Here is a 12,349-nt window from a genome sequence, read left to right as displayed (position 1 = left end):
TTCCATGCAACGAATGCGAGGGGAATGTCAGGTAACGGGCGCGACTTTACTCCTGTGCCCCGCCGCTCGCAAAGCCGCCCGAAGGCCTTTTGGCGAAATAAAAAATGGAGGCTCAAGTTATCCCCGGATGGGTCGAGACACTGACTTGGTTCGTTCACTTATAGGGATATTGCGTGCTTAAACTTCTCCTCCGGGCCGCGGCCGTGATCGCGACGCTGTCGATGACCGGCTGCGTCTCCTACACCGTCACCGGCCCTATCGGCGCCCCGCTCCACCCGGCAGCGGCCAGCAGCCCGCGCAGCGCGCAAATCGCCGATGTGGCGGTAACTGACGCCGACGTCAACGAGGCCAACAAGACGGCGATCAGCCGCTCCCTGACGGCCCAGCTCAACCAGTACGTGCGTACGGCGGGTTACTTCAAGCAAGTCACCGAGTACCCCGTGCGCCTGGAAGAAAACGACGTCGTGCTCAAGTTCAACATGACCTCCCTCAAGGGCCATCGCAGCCCGCACCCGGCCTACGTGCCCGGCGCGCTGCTGACGCTGACGATCTGGATCTGGGTCAACGGCCCGATCTATGTCGACAGCTTCGACGTCGCCGGCGACCTGGTGATCGTCGACCGCAACGGCAAGGAATTGGCTGCGGCCAAGGAGTCGATCAAGTTCGAGCACAACGTCGGCCTCTACAGCGGCGAGTATTGGGCACCGTCCATGGGCGCCCAGCAACTGAGCAAACTGGTCGCGCAACTGCTCGACACGGCCACCGCCAAACTGGCCAAGCCATAACTTCAAGGAGCACTGCATGAAAGGATTGATCAAACACTGCCTGGTACTCGCTGCCGTCCTGTTGACGGGCTGCGTGTCGTACTCGCAACACGAACTGCCAGCCGTGCAGACCTGGCCGCCGACCGCCAATGCGCCGGAGCAAAAACCTACGGTGTACGTGCGCACCACCGCGCAGAACCACGTCAACGGCGGCCCGGGCAATGCGGCGGCGGGTGCACCGGCGGCGCTGTGGGAAAAGACTGTGGCGGATACGTTTCGCCAGTCCAACCGCTTCGCGCGGGTGAGCACTGACAAGGCCGACTCGGACATCTATGTGGATGCCACGCTGCACAACAATGAAGAATACAGCCCGGTGTCGGCGTTCATTACCGGCTTCACGTTCTGTGTCATCCCGACCACCGCGAAGAACATCTTCACCCTTGAAACGGTGTTCAAGGACAAGGATGGCAAGGAACTGGGTCGGGTCAAGAAGAGTGAATCGGTGCGCACCTGGGTGCATCTGGTGCTGATCGTGGGACTGCCGTTCCAGAGCGATACACGCGAAGTGGTCGACGCATTGACGCGCAGCACGCTCGACGAGGCGGTGCAGCGCAAGTTGCTGTAACACGCCTGGGATCAGGATGGGAGCTGCCGCGCTCCCACCTTGAGCGCCCGCGTCAGGTATTGATAACCACCGTCTTGGCCAACATGTCGCCCAGGCGCCGACGCAGTCCCATCAATACGAACATACCGTCCAGCACACTGAGCAACAGCTTCGGTAGGTTGCGCAGGAACGACTGCACGACGGTGCAGTTCGTGGGGTACGGATAACCCACGACCGCCGTACGGCACACGCGCTTGCCCAGGCTCTGGCCCTGGGGCAATGCATCGCAAAAGAGAAGGTACCCAATCGCCAATAAGGTCAGCGCGGAGCTGGCGTATTGAAAAAACATCAGGCTCGTCGCCGTGTGGGCATACAGGGCGGCATAGCCGAGCGGCGTCTTCAACAACAGCAAGCCAAACGCCACGCCCATATCGATGAGGTAGCCCAGCAGCCGCTTGACCGGGCTGGCCAGGTTATCGCTGCCGGCCACCGACGCTGAGTCGCTCATCAGTCATTTATCCTTAAGGGGTTGAGGGCGGCACACGTTGTGCGCCTGGTTCTCGGCGATGTCTTCCATGTGCTTGCCGACGATGGGGTTGAGCACCAACAGGCGTTCCGACTTGCCGGTGGGGCGGTAGGCCGGACCCTGGGCATCGGTGTGCAGCGTGAAGCCGCTGGCGGCCAATGCCTTGACCAATTGCGTGCGCTTGAGCACGTCGCCATTGCCACGGAAGTCGCTGACGGTAAGGAACACGATACGGTCTTGCTGCAGCAGCCAGATCGGCCGATCACTGGTCTCGCCATCGAAAATGTACGCACAGTCCACCGTGGCCACGCGAAAGCTGGCCTGACGCACATAGTGCCCACCCGCATAGCCCACCAACGTGATCAGGCCCGGCTGCACCACGGCGATTGCATCCTCGGTCTGCTCGCCCTTCATCACGCCATAGTTCGTGTACGCCCAACGCAACCTGGTGAACTCGGCGGGCGTCGCCGCAAGCTTCAGGTCAGCCGTGATCCGCGCCTGATCTTCGGCGCCGCGATAGGGAAGGCCCTGGCATCCGGCGAGGGCTGCCAGGCACAGGAGGATAAAAGCTCGGTAAATCATCTGACGTGTCCTTGTCCGTTAAATAGCCATCAGCCACGGGAAGTGCCGTTGTCATAAATGTCCGCCAGGCTGCGCACCGTGGTCAGGTTGCCGGTCTGGACCACGATGGTCTTGGCGAACATATCCCCCAGGCGCGTGCGTGACTCCATGAAGATCCACACCCAATCGATCACCACCAGCACCCCGGCATTGCGGGTGAGCGACTGCGAAAGGGTACAGCCCTTGCGGGTCTTGCGGTCGACGGTGGCAATGCTCAACAGGCGCTTGCCGAGACTCTGGCCATTGGGCAATGCATCGGCCAACAGGACGTAGGCGAAGCCGGCAAAAAAGCCCGAGAGAATGCCACGCTGGGACGTCATCGCAGGCACATAGGCAGACACCGCGTCGGCGCCGGATTTGACGATGAAAAAGATCAGCACTGCGATGGCGCAATCAATGATACGAGCGGCCAGGCGGCGGCCGATGCTGGCCAGGATGGTCGCCCGTCCGGTGGTGTTCGGGACATTCATAGGGTGTTGCTCCAGCTTCAAGAAGGTATCAAGGGAATGTCGTGCCGATCCGCGTCCGGTCTTTGGAGGACCAGATACCGGTCACCTTGCCCACCACGTCCTCAACCGCGACCTGGCCCATGAAGCGGCTGTCATTGCTGTTGTGGCGGTTATCGCCCAGCAGGTAGACGTGCCCCGGCGCAACCTTGACCGGCGCGAGCGTCAGCGATTCCGGGCCTTTCACACGGTCGGCCTGGGCATGGAACAGCCCGAGGTTTTCGCCGTTGTGGATCAGCTCGCCGTTGACGATTTCCAAGGTGTCCCCGGCGACGCCCGCCACGCGTTTGATCGCTTCGGTGCCATTCCAGCGGTACACCACGATGTCACCGACCTTGGGTGGTCCCGCGCGCAGGTCGGACACGATGTAGTCGCCGATCGACACGGCGGGCGCCATCGAGGCTGTCGGTACGAAGTAGGTGTTGAAGCCCAGCAGCGGTGCACGCAGCACCGAGAGCAAGACCAGCGTGACCACCACCAGCACGCCCACATAGAGCACGTGGACACGTTTGCGCGGCACATTCAGCGGGCCGGTGTAGCGGCGCGCCAGCACCGCAGCGGTGACCGCCGAGGCAAGCTTGACGCTGATGATGAAGCCCAACAGGACATACAAACCGAGCGGCGTCGAGATCAGCCCGCACAGGCCCAGCAGCACGATGCCGATATACATCAACGCCGCGACGCGGATGCCCCACTGGATGCGGTCGACATACACCAGGCCCCAGCCGGCCACCAGGCAGGACATCAGGAAGGCCTGCAGGGAAAGTTTTACGGGTTTCATTCATCGTCCTTGAAAAGGTAAAGGCGCCTAGCCGAACAACGGGCCGGAGTTTAACGCAGTGTCCGCCTGATACGCTCCGCTGCCCGTGGATAATCAGCGCACATTAAAGAACCAAAGCACCCACCCCGCGATGAATCCAACCCCGGCCACTTTCAGGTACAGCAGGCTGTTTTCCTTCACCAGTCCGATGACATCCTCGCCACCACTCAACCAGTACCCCGCCACCTGGAAGAACACACTCATGAACAGCAGCGCCAACGCAAAGGCACACGGCAGATAAATGGCGACCCACCAGGGTTCATTTCTTCTCATTGAGGTCTCTTTTCTTCATATAGTACTCAACGCTTTTGTTGAAAAGCCCGGAGGCCGTGGAGTCACCCAAATTACCCGCGATGGAAGGAATGGAGCTTGGCGGGGCGGGCTTTGTAATAGTCCATATTCCGGCCGGTACCCACTCGTACTGCTTGGACAAAGGGTTAAGGCCCTTCTCCAAGGGTAATTTGACCATGTTACCAATGCCGAACCCTACGGTTGCGCCCGCTTTACCTACCAAGGCCGCCATGAACGGATCATCGCCCTTCATTTCAGCCTGATAATAACTACCTGTTGCATTCCACGTGACCGTAGGGCTGTACCCTTTACCGGGGGTGATGGCCCCGACTATCCCAGAGCCAATCACGTCCGCCAGTGTCACCTTGCCATCCGTCACGTATTGGATACCGGCGCCAACACCGGCGGAAACGCCCACGGAGACTAACTGTTCTCGCCCTTTGGTCACTGCATTGGTGAGAATGGATTTACCGCCCATCAAAATGGCAGGCCACGTGAACGGATCGATGACAACCGACATCACGCGGTCTGAGTCGGTAATGTTTTCCTTCAGAAACTTGAGGTCCGCGCCATTCAGATAATTAACCAGCGCAATGGCCTCGGGGTTCTTCAACTTTTCACTCATGCGGAACTGTGATGGATCGGCATCTCTGGCAACATTGGTACTTGCCTGGATTTCCTCTTCGCGCGGGACACACGTCCATCCCCCGCCCGTACAGCGACCCGCCATTCTTTTACTGTTTTCATTACTGATATCGATGTATTTCTTTATCACCGGCGCGCAGTCTCCACCCCTGACGTTTTTACAGGCTGTCAGTTCTTTATCAAGTGCACGGGCTTCTGTCTCGCTCAGCCAGTTATTTTCCACCGCATTACGTCCTGCTTGAGCGCCGGCGACAGCGCCGAACATGTCACCGCCCGCGAGCCCTCCGCCCACACCTGCAGCCAAGCTCGACAGCGCGGAAACCGTTGCCTTTTGCGCCTGGGTCAAGTCAGCGGTCGCAGTGCCCGGATACAGCTGACGGGCAATAAATTCGCCGGTTGCAGCACCGGCTGCCCCTGACAACGCCGAGTTACCCTGGGCTTGCGCCACCACCGCACCCAGCACTGCGTGAGCCATCAGGTTGGCGTAGGGGTCGCCTTCAGTCTGCTGCTTGATTTCATGGGCCAGGTACGGTGCCGCCGCACCCGCCAACGCACCGCCAACACTGCCACCCATGACCGCCTGCACCACGGCCGTCACGGCCTGGCTGGCCTTCTGGAAGCTGCTGCCGACGCCATAATCCTTCTGGGCTTGCTGGCTGATCTGCGCCGGTGTCGGGTTAGCGATACCGTCCTCAATCAGCTTCTGCCGTGTGGCTTTATTGATGTCGCTGTTGGGGTCATTGGCGGCATTGATCCTGGCAGCGGCGATGGCATCGCCGATCCCCTTGGTCAACTCCATCGAGCTTTTGATCAGGTCCATACGTTCTTGCATGGCCTTCTGGTCAGGTTTGTCGAGGTGCTGGTTGGCATTCGCCGTGTCGCGGTTCAGGCCGATCAGGTCGCCCGCGCCTTCCGGGTTGCGCACCACGATCGTGCCTTCACTCACGGCACTGCGGGTGTGGCTGTGGTCCGAATCATTTAGCGCCATGCCATACAGGGCCCCGGGTGTGAGCGTACCGACACCGCCACCGTAGGAACCGGACACACTCATGCCCGCCGATTTGCTTTCAATCTCGCTCTTGTTCTTGATGTCGCTGACCAGCAGACGATCGGTGAGCAGTAAATTCCTGTCAGCCGTGGCTTCGCTGGCAATCACCGCGCCTTGCAGGGTGGTGTTCTTGGCCACGTCGATGGTGTAGCCGCCCTTGCCGGCAAAGAATCCGCTCTGGTCGGTCACCGCCTGGTAGTCGCTGTTCATCTTCGACGCCGCAAGGTTCGCCGACGCCGCCACGGTGGAGCCGTAGCAGAACGGCGGGATACAGATGCTCGCCCCGAAGCCTGCGCTGTCCTGCTTGCTCTTGGAGGTCTCGGTGTCCTGTCGCGACAGGATGTTGAGGTTGCCGCCGATGTCGGCATCAATGCGATCAGCCCGTACCTGCGCTCCCGCCAAGGTCGTGTCCTGGCCGCTGCGCAGCACCAGTGAACCGGTGTCCAGGGTGGTATTGACTTGCGTCACCGAGCCACCCGACCCCAGATTCTTGGCGGTTTGTGCGCCGAGGTCGAGAGTGAAGCCGTTTTGCTCGCCAATGTTGAAGCTGGCGCCGATGGCAGTCCGGTTGCGCGAGCCATCGTTTTTACGCTCAGTGGTGTTCTGCGCGCTTTGCAGCAGGATGTTGTTTTTCGCCGACAACAGAGTGTTGCCCGCTTTCAATGAACTGCCGGTGATCAGCAGGTCACCCAAGGTCTGCGGCGCGTCGCCCGCCGCGACAATCAGCAGGTTTTCACCCGCATTGAGACTGCTCTGATGAGCGGTTTGGGCTGTGTATTCACTGCTGCTTTTGGTCCGCGTGTTGGCCAGTTCAGTCCCAATCTTGATCAGCGAACCGTTACCGGCGGAGCCACCGGTCTTGTCCTTGAAACCGGTGCTTTGCTTATTGAGCTCGCCCGCCTGGTTATTGAGGTTGTAGACCGACAGCGCCGCCTGGGCGATTTTCACTGCCTTCAGACGCGGGTCGTCGGAGCTGCGCGCTGCCTCCGCGGCATCACGGATACTTTTAGTGGTATCGACCACGGTGCCCGCGATCACACGGCCTACCGCCAGGCTCTTGGAACTGTCCTTGCTGGTCTGGCTGGCGGTTTCCATGCCGGCCGTAATGCTGACGTTCGCACCGGTGAGCGCCATGTTTTTGGTACTCACCAGATCACTGGCAATCACCGCCAGCTCACGCCCTGCCGTCAGCGACACATTGCCTGCACTGGAGCCAATCGTGCTGCCGGTCAGGGTCATTTCATTGGCGGTGCCGTTGTGCTTCGAGCTGTTGATGTAGAGTTTCTGGTTGCCGGTGATGTCATCCAGGCCCAGCGTGTTGCCGGTCAGCACACCGGTGAGGTCGCGGTTTTTTTCCTTGTGCATGTCGGTGCGGGCGAAGGTGTTCTGCGCCGCATCGATGGTCAGGTCGCGGCCGGCCTGCACGGCGAGGTCGCCGGTGCTGACCAGCGCGGAGCCGGTGACCACGGCATCGCGCTTGGCCGCGACGGTGACGGTTTCGCCGGAGACCATGCTGCCCATGGCGGTGGTGCGTTTTTCGTCGACCTTGTCCTCGACCTTGCTCGCCTTGAGCCCGCCCCAGCTGCTTTTGCTCTCTTTGCGCTCGTGGCGGGCGCTGTCCGAATTGCTCACCGCGAGGATGCTCACGTCCTGCCCGGCAACCAAGTGCGCCGCGCCTTTTTCGGCGGTGACGGCACTGCCGGCCAATAGCAGGTTTTCGCCGGCGACGACCGTGCTGTTAGTGCCAGCGCTGACGAGGCTGCCGACATTGTTCACGGCGTCGGTTTCGTCGAGGCGGAATTTCTTGCCCTGGGAGGTTTTCTTGGTCTTGCTGTAGAAGCTGTAGTCCTGGTCTTCAGCAGTTTTAAGGCTGAGGTTTTTACCCGACACCAGGTAGGCCTCGCTGCCGGCATTGACCTGGCTCGCGACCAGTTGCAGGTCCTGCCCGGCGCTCAGGCTGGCGTCGCCACCGGCCTTGATCACGCTGGAGACTTGCTGGACGTGGTCCTCGATGCGCTTGACCTTTTTCGAGTTGAACGTCGAGTGCTGCTCATTGGCCGCTGCTCCCGCGTTGAAATCGCGGGTGGCGACCAGGTTGATATCGCGCGTGGCTTGCACCTGGCTGGCCACGATGCTGATGTCGCGCCCGGCGGCCACGTGCAGGTCGCGACCGGCTTCCACCACGGAGCCTTGCTGCGCGATGGTCTTGTAGTTGGAGCGCGTGCCGATGGCGCCGCTGTCGAGGGTTTGCGAGGCGCTGATGTTGACGTCGCCCACGGCTTGCGCGGTGGTGTCCGCGCCGCTCTTGAGCAAACCACCGACGTTGTTGAGGTTGGCCCCGGCCTGCAAGGTCAGCGCGTTGGCCGATTCGATGCGCGCGGCGCTGTCGACGAAATCGCTGCGCTCGGTGCGATAGGCACTGGCGCTTTCGTGGGTGGTCACCGTGCGCTCGTTGAGCAGGTCGGTGCCGGCGGCGAGGTTGACGTCGTGCCCGGCAATGACACCGCCCGCGCGGTTGGTCAGGTTGTTGCCGCTGAGCAGGTCGAGACGCCCGCCGGCTTCCATCAAGCCGCTGTTGGTGAGGTTGCTGCCGACATTGGCCAGCAGGCTGCCGTTGGCGCGCAAAGTGCCGGCGTTATTAAGGTGGCTGCCGCTGATCAAGCTGACGTCGCTACCGGTAATCAATGCACCATTGGGCGCCAGGCGGTTGCTGGCCTGGGCCAGGTACAGCACCGGGACCAGCACTTGTTGCCCTGCGACGGTAGCGTTTTCCAGCCACACGATGTCGTGGGTCAGGGCCGCAACCTGTTCGGCGGTGAGGCTGACGCCCACCGACAGGCTGAGAGCGTCCTTGCTGCTGATGGCGTTGTCCATCAGGTGCTTGAACAGGTCGGCATCGCTGGTCTGGCCGTCGATGAAACGCTGGCCGGTGCGCGCAAGCACGGCCTGCTGGATCAGGCGCTGTTCGTAGAAACCGTCGCCGAGGCGCCGTTGCGCGGTGTCGGGGTCGTAACCGAGCTTGCTGAGCATGTAGTCCGAGCTCATGAACTGGCGCATGTCGGTGAGCAGCGGGTTGGTTTCGATCAGGTATTTGTGCGGGTTGGCCGCGAACTGGCTGGTGGGCACACCGTTCACGCCATTGCCATCATTGAGGTGGAACAAGCCGTTCTGCCCGGTGGGCAGGTCGAAGCCTGGCAGGCCCAACGGGTTGACTTGTTGCTGGGCGACGTCCGGCGGCAGCTGCGGGTTGAGGCTGACCTCGGTCGAGTAGCCCGGCGCATGGCTGTTGGCGCCGCTGCCGACGTAGGTGTAGCCGCCGCGCACGACTGTGTTGTCGATACCGGCCTGGGCCTGCACAGTCACAGCGCCACCGGCCTGGATCACGGCCGCGTAGCTCTGGTCCACCGGTGCCAGTTCGGTGGTCTTGCGCAGGGGGAGCTTCTCCATCTGCATCGCGCCGATAAACGTCGCCAGCGACGCTTCCAGGCCGCCGAGGTTGTTGGCGTCGTACCGAGTGCCGCCAATGGAATATTGGTCAGTGAAGTTCGCGGCGTAGCGGTACCAACCCTCTGGCTTGCGCTCGCGATCGGAGGTAAACACGCGGTCGTACTGGGTGTCGTGGGTCACCACACCGACGTTGGTCAATTGGTTGACCCGCACCGTCATGTTGCCACCCGAGGCGATGCTACTGCTGCTGTTGAGCAGGTCGCCGCCGGTCAGCAGCATGTCTGCGCCCGAGGTAATGCTGGAGGCCGCCGTCGCGTCGCTGACGATGAAGCGATCGCGCTGGGTGATCTGGAACGGTCGGTTCTGCTTGCCACCGTCGCAGTCGCCACCGGTCACGCCCTCGACACAGGCGATAGGGGTGATGGAGGCGCTGTAGATGCCCGATTCGGTGGTCAGCACAGTACGGATGTTGTCGATCGTGCTGGCCGCCAGGACCAGGTTGCGCTCGCTTTCGATGGTGCCCGAGCTGTTGATGATGCTGGTGGCCAGCCCGCCCTGGCCGTCGCGGTCAACGCGCAGGTTGCCCATGGCGTAGATGCTGGCGCCGAGGTTTTTCAGGCGGTCGACCTTCAGGTTCATGTCGCCGCCGCTGAAGATCAACCCGTGTTCATTGAGCAGGTTGCCTACCGACAGGTCGAGGCTGCCCTGGCTGGCAACGGAGCCGCCCACCGTCCAGTCCTGGCCGCTGCCGACCAGGCTGCGGGTACCGAGCAATTGCCCGGTGGCGGTCTGATGCAGGTTGTCGACATTCACCGTCAGGCGCCCGGCCTGAATCGCGGTGCTGTTGGTCCAGTGGGTCTTGTCGAGGGTCAAGTCGCCCTGGGTCACCAGGCTGCCGCCGACGTCATCGAGGCTGATGCCACTGAGGTCGAGCACGCCGGTGCCGACGTGCAACACCTTGCCGCCGGTGTTCTGGAAGGTGCCGGCGGCGAGGCTCAATTGGTCGTTGGCGGTCTCCAGGCTGCCGCTGTTGTTCAGCAGGCCACCGATGGCGTAGCGGGTCTTGCCGACGACACCGAGGGCGCGCATTTGCCCGCTGTTGGTGAGGCTTGCGCTGTCGACATCCAGGATCGTGGCGCTTTCGATCAAGCCACGGTTGACCAGGGCGCCGCGCAGGCTGACGTCGACCCGGTTGGCGGCGATCTCCCCGCCGTTATCCACATTCACGCCACTCAGGTGCACGCGGTCACGGGCGAACAGGTTGCCACTGCCGTTGTTGAAATCCGTGGCATCGATAAGCGCATCACCGCCTTTGGCCGCGATGCGTCCGCCGTTGTTATCGAGGGTGCCGGCGGTAATGCTGAGGCCGGCCTTTTCGCTGTGGATCAGGCCGTTGGTGCCGTTCTGTACGCCTTCGGAGGCGGTCAGGCTCAGGCCATCGTTGGCGGCCAGGGTGCCGCTGTTCTGGTTGTCGATGCTGGTGGCGAACACCGTCAGCAAGCTTTGGCTTGCGAGCTTGCCGCCCTGGTTGTCGAGGTGGGCGGCACGCTGGACCAGCAAGGGCCCGACACTCGCCAGCTTGCCGTTGCGGTTGATCAGGTCACCGAGCAAATCCAGGGTAAGCGTGCTGGCGCCGGTGAGGTTGCCGGCACTGTTGTCCAGGGTATTGCCGTGCAGGGTGAATGCGCCCGTGCTGTCGATGATGCCGCCCTGGCTGTTGTCCAGCAGGCCGCTGACGTTGAGGGTTTGAGTGCCGTCGCTGAGCAATTGGCCCTTGTTGCGGTTATCGAGGCTGCCGGCGGTGATGTTCAGCGCTTGCTTGGCGCTCATGCTGGCGCCTTGGTTATCCAGGTCTTGGGTGACGGTCGCGGTCAGGTTGCGATTGGCGATTACGGTGCCGGTGTTGGTGACCTGCTGGCTGTCGAGCGTGACGTCGCCCCCGGCATTGCGGGTGTTGTCGGCGTTGACCCCGGCTTCGATGATGCCGTTGTTGGTCAGCTTGCCGTTGCTCGCGAGGGTGATGCTGTCACGAGCGGCGAGGCTCTTGCGGTTTTTCAGCTCGCCCTTGGTCTTGGCCTTCAGGGTAGTGCCAGCGTAGACAGGCCCCTGGGCATCCAGGCTTGCCGCCTTGATGTCCACCGCACCGCTGGAGGCGGCCTGGGCCATGCTCAGGTGGCCGTTGACATCGAGTTGGATATCGCCGCCGCTGGCGGCCAATGTGCCGTCGAGCTTCACGCCGACGCCGGCCTCGGTGCCCACCAGCTTGATGGCGCCGGCGTACATGCCGCCCAGTGCCGACGAGTCGATCGCCAGCTCCGGCTTGGCGCTGCCGTCGTCGGCGCGCGCGGTGGTTTTCAGGCTTTTGGCATCGACGTCATTGCGACCGGCGATCACCGTAAGCTCGCGTGCATTGATCTGCGCGTTGATCTTGGCCGAACGGGTGATGATCTCGAAATGGTCGACGTTGCTCGCGTTCAAGCCCTTGCCGTCGATGGTCACCGCACCGCCATCCACCTGGTAATGGTCCAGGCGGCCGACTTTGTCGATGACTGGCTTGCCGGTGGTCAGGGTGACATTCGGGGTGTTGATAAACCCGCAGCCGTTGCAGCTGATGCCATACGGGTTGGCGACGATCACTTTGGCCGACTGGCCCGCCACTTCGGTGTAGCCGCGCAACTGGCTGGGGCTGCCGCCGTTGACTTCGTTGAGGATGACATTCGCAGCGCCGCCCTTGAGGTTCGGGTTGCCGACAATGATCCCGCCCAGCTGCGTGTTCTGGACCATGCCCGTGGCGTTGTTGAGGATCACGCCATTGGGGCCGACGTTGTAGTCCTGGAACTGGTTATGGGACAGGCCGCTGCCATTGGGCGTGGCGATGTTCACCACCGGCACGCCGTTGCCCGCCTGGCCGACGGTCGTGCCCGGACCGCTGACCACGATGCCGTCGGCCTGGGCCAGCAGCGGCTGCCAGAACAGTGCATTGGCCAGGATCAGGGCCAGGCCACGCTGGGACAGGGTTTTCAGGGCAACAACAGGGCGAACGTCCATATTCAGAATCTCACGGCAGCGGCGTTGAA

At 62.1% G+C, this 12,349-nt stretch carries 8 protein-coding genes; 2 read left to right on the top strand and 6 right to left on the bottom strand.

Annotated features, from left to right (window positions below):
- Window positions 1-173 precede the first annotated feature (173 nt).
- Together JFU04_RS00260 and JFU04_RS00255 are read left to right on the top strand one after the other, a co-directional pair.
- Entirely contained in the window at window positions 174-785 is a 612-nt protein-coding gene (locus JFU04_RS00260; protein ID WP_201143294.1) for a hypothetical protein, read from the top strand.
- Window positions 786-801: 16 nt separating this feature from the next.
- Window positions 802-1,389, top strand: a complete 588-nt coding sequence (locus JFU04_RS00255) for a hypothetical protein (RefSeq protein WP_201143293.1) — start codon at window positions 802-804, stop codon at window positions 1,387-1,389.
- 52 nt (window positions 1,390-1,441) lie between these two features.
- On the opposite strand, the gene JFU04_RS00250 is transcribed toward JFU04_RS00255, so the two are convergent.
- From JFU04_RS00250 to JFU04_RS00225, 6 genes are all read right to left on the bottom strand, one after another.
- A complete protein-coding gene (locus JFU04_RS00250; RefSeq protein WP_120447363.1) occupies window positions 1,442-1,876 on the bottom strand; it encodes an RDD family protein in 435 nt (144 codons plus the stop codon).
- A gap of 3 nt (window positions 1,877-1,879) precedes the next feature.
- Window positions 1,880-2,476 (bottom strand): hypothetical protein, encoded by a 597-nt coding sequence (locus tag JFU04_RS00245; protein WP_065899529.1) that lies wholly within the window; start codon window positions 2,474-2,476, stop codon window positions 1,880-1,882.
- A 29-nt stretch (window positions 2,477-2,505) separates the two neighbouring features.
- Window positions 2,506-2,985 (bottom strand): RDD family protein, encoded by a 480-nt coding sequence (locus JFU04_RS00240; protein ID WP_065899528.1) that lies wholly within the window; start codon window positions 2,983-2,985, stop codon window positions 2,506-2,508.
- A gap of 28 nt (window positions 2,986-3,013) precedes the next feature.
- Window positions 3,014-3,802 (bottom strand): signal peptidase I, encoded by a 789-nt coding sequence (lepB, locus tag JFU04_RS00235; RefSeq protein ID WP_201143292.1) that lies wholly within the window; start codon window positions 3,800-3,802, stop codon window positions 3,014-3,016.
- A gap of 93 nt (window positions 3,803-3,895) precedes the next feature.
- Window positions 3,896-4,114, bottom strand: a complete 219-nt coding sequence (locus tag JFU04_RS00230; protein WP_065899526.1) for a hypothetical protein — start codon at window positions 4,112-4,114, stop codon at window positions 3,896-3,898.
- Complete coding sequence (locus tag JFU04_RS00225) at window positions 4,101-12,320, bottom strand: two-partner secretion domain-containing protein (protein WP_201143291.1); 8,220 nt, start codon at window positions 12,318-12,320, stop codon at window positions 4,101-4,103. The genes JFU04_RS00230 and JFU04_RS00225 overlap by 14 nt, the downstream gene beginning before the upstream one ends.
- Window positions 12,321-12,349 lie beyond the last annotated feature (29 nt).

The organism is Pseudomonas sp. TH21 (genome assembly GCF_016651025.1).
Taxonomy (GTDB): domain Bacteria; phylum Pseudomonadota; class Gammaproteobacteria; order Pseudomonadales; family Pseudomonadaceae; genus Aquipseudomonas; species Aquipseudomonas aylmerensis.
This window is presented reverse-complemented; position numbering and strand designations above follow the sequence as displayed.